The sequence below is a fragment of the Paraburkholderia sp. SECH2 genome (assembly GCF_030464795.1).
Lineage (GTDB): Bacteria > Pseudomonadota > Gammaproteobacteria > Burkholderiales > Burkholderiaceae > Paraburkholderia > Paraburkholderia aspalathi.
In genome coordinates, this window is record NZ_JALPRH010000005.1 from 90255 (window position 1) to 105385 (window position 15131).

General features: G+C 63.5%; 14 protein-coding genes and 1 riboswitch. Of the genes, 7 read left to right on the forward strand and 7 right to left on the reverse strand.

The window, feature by feature from the left end; translation table 11 throughout:
- Positions 1 to 184: 184 nt before the first annotated feature.
- Positions 185 to 688: a lipocalin-like domain-containing protein gene (locus tag M0D66_RS11520; RefSeq protein ID WP_211707141.1), complete on the reverse strand. Its 504-nt coding sequence runs from the start codon at positions 686 to 688 to the stop codon at positions 185 to 187.
- A 224-nt stretch (positions 689 to 912) separates the two neighbouring features.
- Positions 913 to 1173 carry a DUF1488 domain-containing protein gene (locus M0D66_RS11525; RefSeq protein WP_054035399.1) on the reverse strand — a complete coding sequence of 87 codons (261 nt, stop codon included), beginning with the start codon at positions 1171 to 1173 and terminating at the stop codon, positions 913 to 915.
- 236 nt (positions 1174 to 1409) lie between these two features.
- On the opposite strand from M0D66_RS11525, the gene M0D66_RS11530 reads away from it, so the two are divergent.
- A complete protein-coding gene (locus M0D66_RS11530; RefSeq protein WP_200618844.1) occupies positions 1410 to 2903 on the forward strand; it encodes an MDR family MFS transporter in 1494 nt (497 codons plus the stop codon).
- 150 nt (positions 2904 to 3053) lie between these two features.
- On the opposite strand, the gene M0D66_RS11535 is transcribed toward M0D66_RS11530, so the two are convergent.
- A complete protein-coding gene (locus tag M0D66_RS11535; protein WP_211707142.1) occupies positions 3054 to 3941 on the reverse strand; it encodes a LysR substrate-binding domain-containing protein in 888 nt (295 codons plus the stop codon).
- Positions 3942 to 4124: 183 nt separating this feature from the next.
- Here M0D66_RS11535 and speB point away from each other — a divergent pair, with 183 nt between their 5' ends.
- Positions 4125 to 5111, forward strand: coding sequence for an agmatinase (speB, locus tag M0D66_RS11540; RefSeq protein WP_244869799.1), 987 nt, complete (start codon positions 4125 to 4127; stop codon positions 5109 to 5111).
- Between the two features lie 55 nt (positions 5112 to 5166).
- Positions 5167 to 6267, forward strand: a complete 1101-nt coding sequence (locus M0D66_RS11545; RefSeq protein ID WP_266210789.1) for a polyamine ABC transporter substrate-binding protein — start codon at positions 5167 to 5169, stop codon at positions 6265 to 6267.
- Between the two features lie 28 nt (positions 6268 to 6295).
- Here M0D66_RS11545 and cobM read toward each other — a convergent pair whose 3' ends face one another.
- Genes cobM through cbiE form a run of 4 tightly spaced genes read right to left on the reverse strand, consistent with a single transcriptional unit; the run spans position 6296 to position 10166 of the window.
- Positions 6296 to 7024 (reverse strand): precorrin-4 C(11)-methyltransferase, encoded by a 729-nt coding sequence (cobM, locus tag M0D66_RS11550; protein ID WP_200618842.1) that lies wholly within the window; start codon positions 7022 to 7024, stop codon positions 6296 to 6298.
- A gap of 51 nt (positions 7025 to 7075) precedes the next feature.
- Positions 7076 to 7798 carry a cobalt-precorrin-6A reductase gene (locus tag M0D66_RS11555; RefSeq protein ID WP_211706668.1) on the reverse strand — a complete coding sequence of 241 codons (723 nt, stop codon included), beginning with the start codon at positions 7796 to 7798 and terminating at the stop codon, positions 7076 to 7078.
- On the reverse strand, positions 7795 to 8883 hold the full coding sequence (locus M0D66_RS11560; RefSeq protein ID WP_211706669.1) for a cobalt-precorrin-5B (C(1))-methyltransferase: 1089 nt from the start codon (positions 8881 to 8883) through the stop codon (positions 7795 to 7797). Before M0D66_RS11560 ends, M0D66_RS11555 begins: the two co-directional genes overlap by 4 nt.
- Positions 8883 to 10166 (reverse strand): precorrin-6y C5,15-methyltransferase (decarboxylating) subunit CbiE, encoded by a 1284-nt coding sequence (gene cbiE, locus M0D66_RS11565; protein ID WP_211706670.1) that lies wholly within the window; start codon positions 10164 to 10166, stop codon positions 8883 to 8885. Before cbiE ends, M0D66_RS11560 begins: the two co-directional genes overlap by 1 nt.
- Positions 10167 to 10250: 84 nt before the next feature.
- Positions 10251 to 10430: riboswitch (cobalamin riboswitch) on the forward strand.
- A 92-nt stretch (positions 10431 to 10522) separates the two neighbouring features.
- Here cbiE and cobG point away from each other — a divergent pair.
- The 4 genes from cobG to cobJ are packed head-to-tail and all read left to right on the forward strand — an operon-like array spanning position 10523 to position 15121.
- Positions 10523 to 11992 carry a precorrin-3B synthase gene (cobG, locus tag M0D66_RS11570; RefSeq protein ID WP_244869768.1) on the forward strand — a complete coding sequence of 490 codons (1470 nt, stop codon included), beginning with the start codon at positions 10523 to 10525 and terminating at the stop codon, positions 11990 to 11992.
- Positions 11985 to 12611 carry a precorrin-8X methylmutase gene (locus M0D66_RS11575; protein WP_211706672.1) on the forward strand — a complete coding sequence of 209 codons (627 nt, stop codon included), beginning with the start codon at positions 11985 to 11987 and terminating at the stop codon, positions 12609 to 12611. Before cobG ends, M0D66_RS11575 begins: the two co-directional genes overlap by 8 nt.
- On the forward strand, positions 12612 to 13343 hold the full coding sequence (locus M0D66_RS11580) for a precorrin-2 C(20)-methyltransferase (RefSeq protein ID WP_093644341.1): 732 nt from the start codon (positions 12612 to 12614) through the stop codon (positions 13341 to 13343).
- On the forward strand, positions 13331 to 15121 hold the full coding sequence (gene cobJ / locus M0D66_RS11585; RefSeq protein WP_211706673.1) for a precorrin-3B C(17)-methyltransferase: 1791 nt from the start codon (positions 13331 to 13333) through the stop codon (positions 15119 to 15121). The genes M0D66_RS11580 and cobJ overlap by 13 nt, the downstream gene beginning before the upstream one ends.
- Positions 15122 to 15131 lie beyond the last annotated feature (10 nt).

Here is a 15131-nt window from a genome sequence, read left to right on the forward strand (position 1 = left end):
GCACGCGGCAAAGGTCCAAGGCGTATCTGCGATCGGTTGGCGCGACTATACCGCAGCACATAAAAAAGCCGAAGCTCACGTTCACGTACTTGACGGCGTTGCAATTGATCGTGTCGGGACTCGATGGCATCGCTCATGCGCACCGGGCAGTTCAGATTATCCCTGTGATTACAGGCGAAGCGCGCTATTTGATTCGTTGCCACACGACTTTCGACGATCCATAGCCGAAGGCGCCGGGCGTGATGTACGTCAGCCGGTCGCCGTCGAGCGTAAATGGGCGGCGCTGAACATCCGCGTCCCAATTCGGAAACGAACTCTTTTGAATGTGAAAGACGATAATCCGCGCCGCGGGGTCCACGGTATACGTGCCGAAATGCGCGACACTGCCGCGAGCGATCTTCGCGTTTTCTTCCGCCGTGCCTTGCTGCCTTTCCCCAGAAGTGAACTTCGGCAGATCGGAACTCAGCACGAGCAGCACGTAGCGCCCGTCATTGCCGAAGATGAGTTGCCCCTGCGGATGCGGACCGAGCAATTCCACTTCGTTACCGCTCTTCGCCACCGTCAGCGAAACGAGCGACCACGACCCCACGAGGCTGTCCGCGGTTTGAGCAAAAACGCTTCGCATGGGCGCGCACAATACCGCGAACGCGACCACGATGGCGGCGAAGACCTTTGGCATTGGTTTCATGACGCTCTCCACGCGCGCGAGGACGTGAGACGTGAGGTCAGACGAATCCATCGCGCTTCGCTAGTGCGGATTGGGCTCGAGGGCTCGAGTGCTCGAGTGCTCGAGTGCTCGAGTGCTCGAGTGCTTTGAAGGGTAGGTGGTTTGCGAGTGAAAAGCTATCGGAGCAGGCCCGGCGAATAGATACCGGACCGCCCTCCCAGGTCAAGGCCCGGAACGTTGAGACCTCAGTTGAAATCCCCGGTTTCGAGCTCCACGGATCGTCCCCCGTTTTTCTCGAGGACTCGCCGCGTAGCATTTTCAATCCGCGCGCGATTGGCCTCGAAGGTACCGACCAGATTGTGGGCCGACGGACCCTCGTTGCCGAAATGGTCGTTCAGCGCATCCAGCGACACGCTGCACCAGACGTCAGCCCCATCGACATTAGCTTCGAAGGCTACGCGCGCCGCTGCCACCACTTCACGGCGTCCGGTGAATTCGATCCTCATAATGACCCTCCATTTAGCGAAAGTAGCGATGAGCGCGCAAAGGCTGTGCCAGGCTGATGCCTTGAAGCCGAATCAAAGCCGCTTGAGCCTGGCCATTGCTGGGCGCTCAGCACACATTCTCCGCAAGGTGCATACTCGACATCGGCCGCCTTCGTGCGGCCGCGCTTTTGCGTCGCGGCGTGCGTGCTACCTTTCAAGCCGTCAGACGCTTCCAACATCCTAATACTACCCGCCCCATGTCCCGCAGCCCGCAATCGTCGCGTCCCTTAGTCATTGCCGCAGTCATGGCATCAATGGCGATGGTCGCCATCGAAGCCACCATCGTTTCCACCGCCATGCCGCAGATCGTCGCCCAACTCGGCGATCTGCATCTGTATAGCTGGGTCTTTTCGTCGTTCCTGCTGACGCAAACGGCGATGACCGTGGTGTTCGGCAAGCTTGCCGATCTCTATGGGCGCAAGCCGGTCATACTCGCCGGCATCGCCATCTTTCTGCTTGGCTCGGTACTGGCCGGCTTCGCCTGGTCTATGCCCGCCATGATCGTGTTCCGCCTGATTCAGGGTGTCGGCGCGGGCGCGATCCAGCCGGTCACGCTGACCGTCGTCGCCGATCTCTATCCGGCGCGCGAACGCGGCAAGGTGCAAGGCTATCTCGCCAGCGTGTGGGCCATTTCAGCAGTGGTCGGCCCGATGGTGGGCGGCTTCATCATTCACAACATGTCGTGGGCGTGGATCTTCTGGATGAACGTGCCGATCGGACTTGCCTCAGCGGCGGGCTTCATCGCGTTCCTGCGCGAATCGGAACGGCATGCGCGCCCGTCGATCGACTTCGCGGGCGCGGCGCTATTCATGGCGGCGATCGCGGCGCTGATGATGGCGCTGACCTACGCGGGTGACGACGACATCGCCAAGGCATCGCTCGCGGGTGGCGCGTTCATGCTGTGCCTGCTGTTCTTCGTGTTTCAGGAACGCCGCGCGACTGAGCCGATGATCTCGTTCGCGCTCTGGAGCCGTCGGCCGATTGCCGCGTGCAATGCGGCAACCGTGCTGTCCGGCATGATCCTGATGGGCTCCACCACCTTCCTGCCGATGTATGTTCAGGGCGTGCTGCACCGCTCGCCGGTGGTTGCCGGTCTTGCGCTCACGATGATGATGGTGGGCTGGCCCGCGGGCGCGACACTCGCGGCGAAGACGTTTCACCGTATCGGCTTGCGGCGCATTCTGATCGGCGGCAGCGCGTTCATCCCGATTGGCGCGGTGCTGTTGCTGTTCCTGCAGCCTGGCGGCTCGCCGCTTATCGCGGCGTTCGGTTCGCTCATCATGGGCTTCGGCATGGGCACGTCGAGCGTCAGTTCGCTGGTGCTGATCCAGGAGATCGTCAAGATGGACGAGCGCGGCAGCGCCACCGCATCGAATCTCTTTTCGCGCAATCTCGGCAGCACGCTCGGCGCGACGCTGTTCGGCGCGGTGCTCAACTTCGGACTCAGTCACTCGAAGGACGTCGCCGTGGTGACGTCCGATCAGTTGAAGGCGCTGCTGCAGAATCAGGTGGCGAGTCTTGCCGATAGCGACATGATCCGCATGGTGTTGCATCAGTCGCTGCACCTGACCTTCATCTCGATCTTCGCGATTGCGATTTTTGTGGTCGTGCTGTTGGGCTTCGTGCCGGCGATCAACATCGGGCCGGCGAAGCAGGTGCCGCTTGAAGCGCTCTCGCCACTCGAGGACTGAGCTTTGCTACTCGCCGCCCGCAGGCAACGTGGCGGCGAAAAAATCGATCGCCCGTAGCGACACGGGAACGCTGACGTCCGCGAATGAGGTGCTGTCGAACTGGTGCAGAGCTTGCGAAATTTTCAAGGCGCAGCACGCATGGGCTGCACCTCAACCGCCGTCCCGGCAGAGCCTCACCATCCACGCATAAACCGCATCCACCGCAGCGGAACGCGCCGGTTGGGCGGAGCGCATCAACCAGAGCGGCGCGAGTGGGAAACCCGGGACCTGCGGCAAGACCTCGACGCGCCCGTTCGTCAACGCATCCCCGGCGGTAAGCCGGGACACCATCGCGATGCCCGCTTCCTGCTCGGCTGCCGCCACGAGGATGCGGGGGTCGTCGACCGTCATCGCACGCCGCGTGCGCAAACCACCGCGCCTCAACTCTGGCAACCACGGGGCCCACTCCGGACGCTGCTCGAGCACCAGCAAAGGCGCCTGCGTCAACACCTCGGGAAAGGACGTCGAACGCAGACGGCGCGCGGTCACAGGTCCGCAGATAGCGACCGCCTGCTCGTCGAGCAACGGCTCGCAGATCACTTCGGGCGTGCGGATCTCCTTCGCGGAAACGATCAGGTCGACATCGACACGATCGATCTCGTTGACTTCGTCCCCGGTAACGAGCCATATCTCGATGTTCGGCATGGCCGCCGTAAATGCCGGCATGCGCGGCATGATCCAGCCCGTCGCGAACTGCGGCGCGCAATAGATGATCACGGAATCGGGATTGCCATACGGCTCGATGCGATCGCGCCCATCCGCTAGGGTCGTCATGGCCGACGTCACGGTCTGCGCAAATAGCAGACCGGCCGCCGTCGGCGCGACGCCGCGTCCAATCCGCCGGAACAGCGGCACCCCGGCCCACTCCTCGAGTTGCTGTATCTGATGGCTGATCGCCGACTGGGTCAGCGCGAGTTCTTGCGCCGCGCGCGTGAAGCTGCCGAGGCGCGCGGCGGCGTCGAAAGCGAGCAAGGCCTGCAGAGGGGGAAGTCTACGCATCGGATCGCCACGGTCAGGGAAGATATTAGAAATATCGATACTTCCAGCAAGATTCTTCGCTTTTCGCCGGAATATTGCCTCGCAATCATAGCGCCAGTTGCTCTTCACACGCCTCGTGCCGTTTTTCAGACATGAGAAATATTTGTGTGACGGCGCTCATTGAAACTGACCGGATCGACGTGTATGACCCTGAACCTGAACGCTTTGCTCCCCGCCTCGACCGCTCCTGCCGCAGGCACTGACGCGGCCGGCCAACCTCATCCGCCCACCTACGCGGGCGTGCTGTCCTTCATGCGGCGGCCCTACACACGCGATCTCACCGGCGTCGACGTCGCCGTATCGGGCATTCCGCTCGATCTCGCGACCACCTTCCGTCCCGGCACGCGTTTTGGCCCGGCGGGCATTCGCGCCGCCTCCGTGCAACTGGCCGAACTGGGCGCGTTTCCGTGGGGCATCGACCCGTTCGATCATCTAAACGTGGTCGACTACGGCGACTGCTGGTTCGACGCCCACAACCCGCTCGGCATTCGCGACGCGATCATCGCCCACGCCCGCGAGATCCTCGCCACGGGCACCCGCATGCTGACGCTCGGCGGCGACCACTACATCACTTACCCGCTGCTGATCGCTCACGCTGAAAAGTACGGCAAGCCGTTGAGCCTGATCCACTTCGACGCGCATTGCGACACGTGGCCGGACGACAACCCCGATTCCCTCAATCACGGCACGATGTTCTACAAGGCAATCCGCGAAGGGTTGATCGATCCGGTGCGCTCAGTGCAGATCGGCATTCGCACCTGGAACGAGGACTTCATGGGCGTGCGCATTCTCGACGCGCCGTGGGTCCATCGCAACGGCACACAGGCGACCATCGACGAAGTGTTGTCGATTGTCGGCGATGCGCCCACGTACCTCACTTTCGACATCGACTGTCTCGATCCTGCCTTCGCGCCCGGTACGGGCACGCCGGTGGCAGGTGGCCTGAGCTCGGCACAGGCGCTGGAAATCGTTCGCGCGCTGGGCGCCGTGAATCTGGTCGGCGCGGACGTGGTGGAAGTGTCACCGCCCTACGACCACAGCGACGTCACCGCGCTCGCCGCGGCCCACCTTGCCGCCGACATGGTGTGCCTGATGCGCAATCAGAAACTGCAACGCCATCAGCGTATGTAAATCCATGACTGCTCTGCTGAACCCTCTCTGGACGACAACCATGCCCCACACCTTCATGAAGTCGAGGTCGAGCGCATCGCTGCTGGCAGCGCTGTTGTTCTGCTCGTTCGGCACCGCCGCGCACGCCGACGAAAAGCAGCTCAATCTGTACAACTGGGCCGACTACATCGCGAAAGACACCGTGCCAAACTTCGAGAAAGAGTCCGGCATTCATGTGCAATACGATGTCTACGACGGCGACGAAACCTTGCAGGCGAAACTGCTGACGGGTTCTACGGGGTACGACGTCGTGGTGCCGACCTCGAACTTTCTCGCCAAGCAGATCGAAGCCGGCATCTACCAGAAACTCGACAAATCGAAGCTGCCGAACCTGGTGAACCTCGACCACAATCTGCTCAAGCTGGTCGCCGATGCGGACCCCGGCAATCAGTACGCGGTGCCGTGGGCATGGGGCACCACGGGGCTCGGCTATAACGTTACACGGGTCAAGAAAATTCTCGGCAACGATGCGCCGCTCGATAGCTGGGACATCCTCTTCAAGCCCGAGTATCTGAGCAAGCTGAAGACTTGCGGCGTGTCCATACTCGACGCGCCGAGTGATGTTTTCGCGGTGACGTTGCACTATCTCGGGCGCGATCCGAGCAGCGTGAATCCGGCCGACTATCAGGCTGCGTATGACGCATTGAAGAAAATCCGTCCGTACGTCACGCAGTTCAACGCGACGAGCTATATCAACGATCTTGCGGGCGACGACATCTGTTTTGCTTTGAGCTGGTCGGGTGACGTGTCGATGGCGAGCCATCGCGCGCGCGAAGCCGGCAAGAGTTACGAGGTCAAATACTTCATTCCTCAAGGCGGTGCGCCGATCTGGTTCGACATGATGGCGATCCCCAAAGATGCGCCGCATCCGGAAGCGGCGCTCAACTGGATCAACTACATCGAGCGCCCGGAGGTTCATGCCGGGATCACCAACGAGGTGTTCTATCCGAATGCGGACGCCGCCGCGCGCAAATTCGTGCGGCCGGAAATTCTCAACGATCCGACCGTGTACCCGCCTGAATCCGTGCTGAAAACGCTGTTTCTGCTCAAGCCCCTGCCCGCCCAGATCAAACGTCTGGAAAGCAGGCTCTGGGCACAGTTGAAGTCAGGGGGATAAGGAATCGGCTGAATCGACGGTGGACGGGTCAGCCGCCTTTCGCGTACAACGTCGACTCCGCGAATCCTTCGGCCGCCAGCACCTGTCCCACCAGGATCAGTGCAGTCCGCTCAATGTTGGTGGACTGCACTTTGCCGACTATGTCGTCTAGCGTGCCGGTGATTTTTTCTTCATCCGGCCAGCTGGCGCGATAGATCACTGCGATCGGGCACGCGCCGCCGTAGTGCGGCCGTAGTTCATCGACGATGCGCGCGAGATGGCGCACGCCGAGGTGAATCGCCATCGTCGCGCGATGTCTCGCGAGGTCGCCGAGTTGTTCGCCTTCCGGCATCGTCGTTTTGCTTGCAAAGCGCGTGAGGATCAGCGTTTGCGAAATATTGGGCAAGGTGAGTTCGCAGCCGAGTGTCGCCGCGCATGCCGCGGTTGCCGTCACGCCGGGCACGATTTCATAGGGAATATCGAGTTCGCGAAGTCTGCGGATCTGCTCGCCGATCGCGCCGTACAAGGACGGGTCGCCGGAATGCACGCGTGCCACGTCCTGGCCTTTGTCGTGTGCGGCCTTGAGCAACGCGATGATCTGATCGAGGTCGAGTTCGGCGGTGTTCACGACCTGCTCCGCGCTATGCTCCTCGAGTACAGCGGCCGGCACCAGCGAGCCGGCATACAGGATCACCGGGCAGGTGCGCACAAGGCGTTGCCCTTTCACCGTGATCAGTTCCGGGTCGCCGGGACCCGCGCCGATAAAAAACACCGTCATTCACTACTCCATGATTCGTTTGGCCGGCATGTCATGCATGACATGCGCCACTTAACCTGAGACTTGCAATGCTTCCAGCAAGTCGGCCACGTTTGCAAACTCGCGATCGACTGCAGGCAATGCAGGACGCCGCAGCATGACCACCGGCAGGCTACGTTCGCGCGCGACTTCGAGTTTCGCTTCGGTGGCGCTGCCGCCGCTGTTTTTGCTGACGACGACATCGAATGCTTCGGCGTCGAACAACGCTCGCTCGCCTTCGAGCGTAAACGGGCCGCGTGTCGCCAGAATTCGCGCACGTGGATTGGTTTCGTGTGCTTCGAGGCAGCGTACGGTCCAGAATTGCTGCGGCCGGATTTCGTCGAGATGCGCGAGCGGTTCGCGGCCAAGTGTGAACAGCGGGCGATTGAATGAGGCTAGCGCGGCCGTGAGTTCTGGCCAATCGCCGACCACGCGCCAGTCGTCGCCGGCTTGCGGCTGCCAGCCCGCGCGACGCAGCGCCCAGCACGGTACGCGCGCCGCACTGCTCGCTTTCGCGGCATTGGCGCTGATCTGCGCGGCGTAGGGATGTGTCGCGTCGATTACGAGGCTAATGCGTTTGTCCTCGATATAACGCGCCATGCCTTCGCTGCCACCGAAGCCGCCTACGCGCACCTCGCATGTCAAATCGTCCGGCACCTTTCCGAGGCCCGCGAGACTGTACACGTGCTCAGGGCCGAGTTGCCTCGCGATTCGCAAGGCGTCGCCGGTTCCGCCGAGCAGCAGAATGCTTGTCATTGCGCGACCCCGATCAGATTGCCCTGGCGGTCAATCGCGAACATTTCGACCGCGACCTGCGGCGGCACGATATCGCGCGCTACAGCCAGCGCATGCTGGCAGACAATGTTGCCGAGCGGCACGTGTTGCGCATGCGCCAACGCGACCGCCTGCTGGCTCGTATTGGCGGCGAGGATCGCCGCTTGTAACGCGTCGTCGGCGCCATATTCGGCGGCCCATGTTGCAAGCCGTTCCAGATCGATGCTCGAATTGCGGCTATGCAGATCGAGGTGCCCGGCTGCCAATTTGCTGAGTTTGCCGAAGCCGCCGCACACGCTCAAGCGCTCGACCGGCGCGCGCTTCATATGTTTGAGCACCGCGCCGACGAAGTCGCCCATTTCGATCAGTGCGATGTCCGGCAGACCGTAATGCGCGCGCATCGCGTCTTCACTTGCGTTGCCGGTGCAGGCCGCGAGATGCAGGTAACCGTTCGCACGCGCGACGTCGATGCCCTGATGAATCGAGGCGATATAGGCCGAGCACGAGAACGGCCGCACGATGCCGGTGGTGCCGAGAATCGACAAACCGCCGAGAATGCCGAGGCGCGGGTTCATCGTTTTCAGTGCGAGTGCTTCGCCGCCTTCGACGCCAATCGTTACTTCGAAGCCGCCTGCGTATCCATGTTCCGCGGCGAGTTCGGTCAGATGTTCGGTCATCATCTTGCGAGGGACGGGATTGATCGCTGGTTCGCCGACTGGCAGCGTGAGGCCGGCGCGTGTCACCGTGCCAACGCCTGGCCCCGCGCGGAATATCACACCCGGTTCGGCAAGCAAACGCACGCGGGCGAATACGATCGCGCCGTGCGTCACGTCGGGATCGTCGCCTGCGTCTTTTACTGTGCCGGCTTCCGCGCCATCGGCGGTCAGGCGGCAGAACACCAGTGGCATCGGCACGAGCCGGCCCTTCGGCAACACGATCTCCGCGACCTCGCTGACGATACCCGCGAGCAACAGACGCGCGGCCGCGAGCGACGTCGCGGTGGCGCAACTGCCGGTCGTGTAGCCGCTACGCAGCGGCGCGGGTTGTTCGGGCGTTTCTTCGCGCATTACGGATGGAATGGTGAGTCGGCTGAACTGGTGGACGTGCTGGATGCGGCGCTCGTGCTTGAGGTGCCGTCCGCGCTGCTGGCCAGCTTCGTAACCTCCAGCAGCGTAATCGGCAACGCCTGGCGCCACGTATCGAAGCCGCCGAGCGGCTGCGCGTCAGCCAGCGCGATGCGAGTCAACGTGCCGCCGTGTTGCTCACGCCACGCCGCCAGCGCTGCCTCGCCTTGCAAGGTCACGGCATTGGCCACCAGACGTCCGCCGTCGCGCAGACGCGCCCAGCAGGCGTCAAGCACACCCGGCACCGTCACGCCACCGCCGATGAACACGGCATCCGGCACAGCCAAACCTTCCAACGCATCAGGCGCGCGGCCGGCCACCAGTTGCAAACCCGGCACGCCCAACGCATCGCGATTGTGTTCGATGAAGCGCTGCCGCTCCGCGTGCCCTTCGATCGCGATCGCGCGGCAGGTCGGGTGTGCGCGCATCCATTCGATGCCAATCGAGCCGCTGCCCGCGCCCACATCCCATAGCAATTCGCCGGGCGTCGGCGCGAGGCGCGCCAGCGTAATCGCGCGGACGTCGCGCTTGGTCAACTGACCGTCGTGGCGAAAGGCGTCGTCAGGCAAGCCGACGGTCAGCGGCAAACGCGGCGCGCCTTCCGTTGCGCGGCATTCAAGCGCGATCAGGTTCAGCGCCGCCACTTCCCCTGCGGGCCACTGGTGCGCGCGGCCATCTATGCACCGCTCCAGATCACCGCCCAGATGTTCCAGCACGGTCATCCGCGTCGCGCCGAAACCGCGTGCATTCAACAGTTCGGCCAGCGCGGCAGGCGTACGCCCGTCGGCACTCAGCACGAAGACGCGCGCGCCGTCGTGCAAATGAGCATTCAGCGTCGGCAACGGCCTTCCCACCAGCGAAACCGTGGCGACATCCTGCAACGGCCAGCCAAGCCGCGCGGCCGCCAGCGACAACGACGAGGGCGCGGGCAGCACCCGCAACTCCCCTGCCGGCAAGTGCCGCGCGAGCGTTGCGCCGACGCCGAACAGCATCGGGTCGCCACTCGCCAGCACACACACGGGCCCTGTCCGCTCCGCCAGCAAAGGCGCGAGATCGAACGGCTTCGGCCATGCCGCACGGCGCGCGGCGAGGCGCGCGGGCAGCATCGCCAGATGACGTTCACCGCCATAAACCACCGACGCTTCCAGCAAAGCGCGCCGCGCGGGCCTCCCCAAGCCGGCGAAGCCGTCATCGCCTATGCCCACCACGGTCAGCCACGCCGGCATGCATCCATCCTCTTTCTGTATCTTCAAATAATCCGCTGTGCCACGCCGATCAAAGCGTCCAGCCTCGTTGTACTGTTCGAAAAAAGGCATAATACAGCCGCCGGTGCCCTTCGGGGCCGAAGAGGGAACACAGTGTCGCTGTGGCTGCCCCCGCAACTGTATGCAGCGAGTCCGCCTGCGCTCCGCGCCACTGGTTCGACCGGGAAGGCCGCGGCGGACCATGACCTGCCAGCCAGGAGACCTGCCGGCCAGACTGTTCGTGCCAGCCTACATCGGGCGGGGTGTACCGATGCCGTAGCAAGGGCCGCTTTGCGGCTTGCTCGGGCCGTCGCGCGACGCTCAACCCGGTGTCCGTCTTGAATCAAGCTTCGCCCTCCACTGCTTTGCCCGACGCGGCTCTCGTGCTGCGGCCCTCGGCGTGTCCGGGGCTGCTGCGCATCGTCGCGGCGCGTGATGGGGGGATTTGCCGGATTAAATTGCCCGGAGGCGAGTTGAGCGCGGCGCAGGCGGCGGTGATTGCTGATGTCAGTGAGCGGCATGCGGCGGGTGTGGTCGAGCTGACCAATCGCGCGAATCTGCAGGTGCGTGGTGTGCGAAGCGGGCATGAGGCGGCGTTGATCGCGGCGCTGGTCGATGCGGGGCTTGGGCCGATTCCGACGGGCGGTGCGGTGGATGCTTCCGGCGTGCTGGTAGCGACCTCGGCGGACGATGTGCGCAATCTGATGGTGAGCCCGACTGCCGGACGCGATCCGTTTGCGCTGTTCGATACAAGGCCGCTTTGCGTCGAACTGCTCACCTTGCTGCAATCCGAACCGCGTTTCGCGGCGCTATCGCCGAAATTCGCGCTACTGCTCGATGGTGGTGAGCGCCTTGCCAGGTTGGATCATCCGCACGATGTCTGGCTAGCAGCCATGCAGGCCGAAGACGGTGTGCGATTTGTGTTCGGATTGGCGGGTTGCCCGTCAGCTGCGGCGAACTCCGATGCCTTCCAACACATCGCGCATAGCGCCGTTGACCATTCTCGTCCGAACTACGCCGGCGCTCTCGCCGCCGTGCTGCCTTCGCAAGTCACAGACCTCGTCTGCGCGCTGCTGCACACGTTCCTCGATCTGGCCGCTCCAGATGACACGCGCATGCGTCACCTGCTCGCCGCGCATTCCATCGACGCCGTATTGCAGCACGCTCAAACGTACGTCGATTTCCCGCTGTCACGCGACACATCGCTTGCAAACTGGCAACGCCCCACACCTGCCGATGCCACTTTGCGACTCGGCGCGCACGCACAGCGAGTTGTGGGAATGCTGCACGTAGGCGGCCAACCGCCGCTCGGACGCCTCGACGCCACGACCTTGCGCGGCCTCGCCACGCTCTCGCAACAGCAAGGCAACGGCACGCTGCGCATGACGCCCTGGCAAAGCGTATTACTGCCCGATATCGCTGCCGATGCCGCGCCCGCCGTGCTCGCTGAAATGAATGCGCTGGGGCTCGCCTGCGATCCCGCACAACCCATTACGCACTTAATCGCCTGCGCCGGTTCCACAGGCTGCGCGAAAAGCCTCGCTAACACCAAAGCCGACGCGTTACTTCTAGCGGATCGCCTGCCCGACGGCGTCGACGTCCATCTGAGCGGCTGTCCGCGCTCATGCGCCGCCGCACATTGCGCGCCGTACACGCTGCTGGCCGCGGCGCCCGGCACCTACGACCTTTATCGCCGCGACGGCCAGCCGGGTTTCGGCTCGTGCGTCGCGCACCAACTCACGATCGAACAGGCCGCCGATATGCTCGACCCATTGGCACACCCGGCCCGGAGCCCCTCAGATGCTTGATTACATTCGCGACGGTCAGGAGATCTATCGCCAATCCTTCGCGACGATACGTGCGGAGGCCGACTTATCGCGTATCCCTGCCGACCTCGAGAAACTCGCGGTGCGCGTGATCCACGCCTGCGGCATGATCGACGTCGTTGAAGATCTTCAGTTTTCCGAAGGCGCAGGCGCCGCGGGCCGTACGGCGCTCGCGCAAGGCGCGCCGATTCTGTGCGACGCCGGCATGGTGGCGCAAGGCATCACGCGCGCTCGACTGCCCGCGAACAACAACGTGATCTGCACGCTCACGCATCAGGACGTGCCTGCGCTCGCGCGCGAACTCGGCAATACGCGCTCGGCCGCCGCGCTCGAATTGTGGCGGCCGCAGCTGGCCGGCAGCGTCGTCGTGATCGGCAATGCGCCGACCGCCCTCTTTCATCTGCTCGATATGCTCGATGCCGGTGCGCCAAAGCCCGCGCTGATCCTCGGCTTTCCGGTCGGTTTCGTCGGCGCGGCCGAATCGAAAGCGATGCTGGCCGAAGACAGCCGCGGCGTGCCCTTCGTCGTGGTTCACGGACGACGCGGCGGCAGCGCGATGGCGGCCGCTGCTGTGAACGCGCTCGCGACGGAGGTCGAGTAAATGACCGTGCAAGGACGTTTATTCGGACTCGGCGTCGGCCCCGGCGACCCGGAACTCATCACGCTGAAAGCGCTGCGTTTGCTGAAAGCGGCACCCGTGGTCGCGTATTTCGTCGCGAAGGGTAAGAAGGGCAACGCCTTCAGCATCATCGAGGCGCATTTGCATGACGCTCAACAGCATCTGCCGCTCGTCTATCCCGTCACGACCGAAGCGCTCGAGCCGCCGCTGTCGTATGAAGCGATCATCGCCGACTTCTACGATACCGCTGCGGAGGTCGTCGCCGGCCATCTCGACGCGGGCCGCGACGTCGCGGTGATTTGCGAAGGCGATCCGTTTTTCTACGGCTCGTACATGTATTTGCACGACCGCCTCGCAGCCCGGTTCGAGGCTGAAGTCGTGCCCGGTGTGTGCTCGATGCTCGGCGGCGCAGCGGTACTTGGCTCGCCGCTGGTGTATCGCAATCAGAGTCTGTCGGTGCTCTCCGGCGTGTTGCCCGAAGACGAACTACGCCGACGTCTCGCCGATGCGGATGCTGCGGTCATCATGAAGCTCGGCCGCAATTTCGATAAGGTGCGGCGCGTGCTCGGCGAACTGGGGCTCGCGCATCGTGCGCTTTACGTCGAACGCGCGACCATGGGCAATCAGCGCATCGTGCCGCTCGACGAAGTCGATCCGATGGCCTCGCCGTATTTTTCGCTGCTCGTGGTGCCGGGGGAAAAATGGCAAGGTTGACGCCACCCGCGATCGTGATTCTCGGTGCGGGCGCGTTGGAGACCGCACGGCGTATCCAGATGCTGTATGCCGGATGCCAGGTTCATGCCTTGCAGGGCCGAGTCGAGGCTGACGTCTCGTACACGGAGCTCCGCGCGCACCTGGGTGATCTGTATGCGCGCGGCACGCCGATCATCGCGTTGTGCGCCGCCGGGATCGTGATCCGTTGCGTGGCGCCCTTGCTGTCGAATAAGGGCGTCGAGCCGCCGGTGCTGGCCGTTGCAGAAGATGGCAGTGCGGTCGTGCCCTTGCTCGGCGGCCTTGCAGGCGTCAACGTGATGGCTCGCGAGATTGCGGCTGCGTTGAACGTGTCGCCAGCGATTACGACGAGTGGCGAATTGCGCTTCGGAACATGTGTGCTCAATCCGCCTGAGGGCTATGCGCTTGCCGATATAGCGCAAGGTAAGCGCTTCGTGTCGGATCTTCTGGCTGGTGAAAGCACGCGCATTGAGGGTGAAGCGCCGTGGCTCGAAGACGCGCAATTGCCGCGCTCGGAATCGGCACGCCTCGCGATCCGCGTAACGCCGCGTGCGTGGGATGGGCGCGATGATGAGTTAGTGATTCATCCGCGGAGTGTGGTGGCGGCGGTGGCCGTTCCGGGTCCGGGTGCGTCTTCCAGCACCGATACAGACCTTGCTGCCAATTCTGATCCTGATACGCAGACGACTTCCGGCGAGCGAATCGCCGCGCTCGTACACGAGGCGTTGAACGCGCACGGTCTTGCACCGCTTTCGCTCGCGGCATTGCTGGTTCCTTCCGAACACATGGCGAACCCGGCGCTCGCCGATGCCGCGGCGAGCCTGAACGTGCCGCTGCGTTTTGCCCATGCGGGCCCGGAGGACGGCGAGCCGCCGAGCAATTTGCTGCACGCCGCGCTGCGCGTCCCTTATCAAACCTTGCATGACGACGCGGAAGCAGGAGTCGCGCTCGCGCTAGCAGCATTGGCAATCGACCCAGACACGATTGGCCGTACACGCGGCCGCTTGACCGTGATCGGCCTCGGCCCCGGCAGCGCGGACCTGATGGTGCCCGCCGCCCGAACGGCGCTGAATGAAGCCACCGATATTCTCGGCTACGAAACCTACGTGAAAATGGCCGGCCCCTTGCGGGCCGACCAACGCGTACACGGCACGGACAATCGCGAAGAGATGCAGCGGGCACGCCATGCGTTCGAACTTGCGAGCACTGGACGGTCAGTGGTAATGGTGTCCTCGGGCGACCCGGGCGTGTTTGCGATGGCGGCCGCGGTGCTCGAGGCGCTCGAAGAAGGCGCTTCGACGAACGCTGACTGGCGCGCAGTCCAACTTGCCATCGTGCCGGGAGTGTCCGCTGCGATGGCAACCGCGGCGCAAGCTGGCGCGCCGTTGGGCCATGACTTCTGCATGCTGTCGCTATCCGACAATCTGAAGCCGTGGAGCATCATCGAAAAACGCCTTCGGCATACGGCCGAAGCAGATCTGGTGATGGCGTTCTATAACCCGATCTCTCGCGCACGCCCGTGGCAGTTGGATAAAGCGCTGGATATCGTGCGGGAATATCGCACTGCCGCGACGAAAGTCGTGCTCGGCCGCGATATCGGCAGACCGGGTAGCACAATGCGCACGATCACGCTCGGTGAACTGCGTTCCTCCGATGTGGACATGCGCACGATGGTGATCGTCGGGTCGTCGACGACACGCGCGTTTGCTAACGGTATCGATGGCGGTGAATGGGTTTACACACCGCGGTGGTATGAGTGAGCACAGTGGG

Excerpts from the sequence above, each read along its gene's own strand:
- cobM (WP_200618842.1), bottom strand. The coding sequence starts at position 7,024 with ATGACGGTGTTTTTTATCGGCGCGGGTCCCGGCGACCCGGAACTGATC.
- M0D66_RS11525 (WP_054035399.1), bottom strand. The coding sequence starts at position 1,173 with ATGAGGATCGAATTCACCGGACGCCGTGAAGTGGTGGCAGCGGCGCGC.
- M0D66_RS11580 (WP_093644341.1), top strand. The coding sequence starts at position 12,612 with ATGACCGTGCAAGGACGTTTATTCGGACTCGGCGTCGGCCCCGGCGAC.
- M0D66_RS11535 (WP_211707142.1), bottom strand. The coding sequence starts at position 3,941 with ATGCGTAGACTTCCCCCTCTGCAGGCCTTGCTCGCTTTCGACGCCGCC.
- M0D66_RS11560 (WP_211706669.1), bottom strand. The coding sequence starts at position 8,883 with ATGCGCGAAGAAACGCCCGAACAACCCGCGCCGCTGCGTAGCGGCTAC.
- cobJ (WP_211706673.1), top strand. The coding sequence starts at position 13,331 with ATGGCAAGGTTGACGCCACCCGCGATCGTGATTCTCGGTGCGGGCGCG.
- M0D66_RS11520 (WP_211707141.1), bottom strand. The coding sequence starts at position 688 with ATGAAACCAATGCCAAAGGTCTTCGCCGCCATCGTGGTCGCGTTCGCG.
- M0D66_RS11530 (WP_200618844.1), top strand. The coding sequence starts at position 1,410 with ATGTCCCGCAGCCCGCAATCGTCGCGTCCCTTAGTCATTGCCGCAGTC.
- M0D66_RS11575 (WP_211706672.1), top strand. The coding sequence starts at position 11,985 with ATGCTTGATTACATTCGCGACGGTCAGGAGATCTATCGCCAATCCTTC.
- cbiE (WP_211706670.1), bottom strand. The coding sequence starts at position 10,166 with ATGCCGGCGTGGCTGACCGTGGTGGGCATAGGCGATGACGGCTTCGCC.
- M0D66_RS11545 (WP_266210789.1), top strand. The coding sequence starts at position 5,167 with ATGAAGTCGAGGTCGAGCGCATCGCTGCTGGCAGCGCTGTTGTTCTGC.
- M0D66_RS11555 (WP_211706668.1), bottom strand. The coding sequence starts at position 7,798 with ATGACAAGCATTCTGCTGCTCGGCGGAACCGGCGACGCCTTGCGAATC.
- speB (WP_244869799.1), top strand. The coding sequence starts at position 4,125 with ATGACCCTGAACCTGAACGCTTTGCTCCCCGCCTCGACCGCTCCTGCC.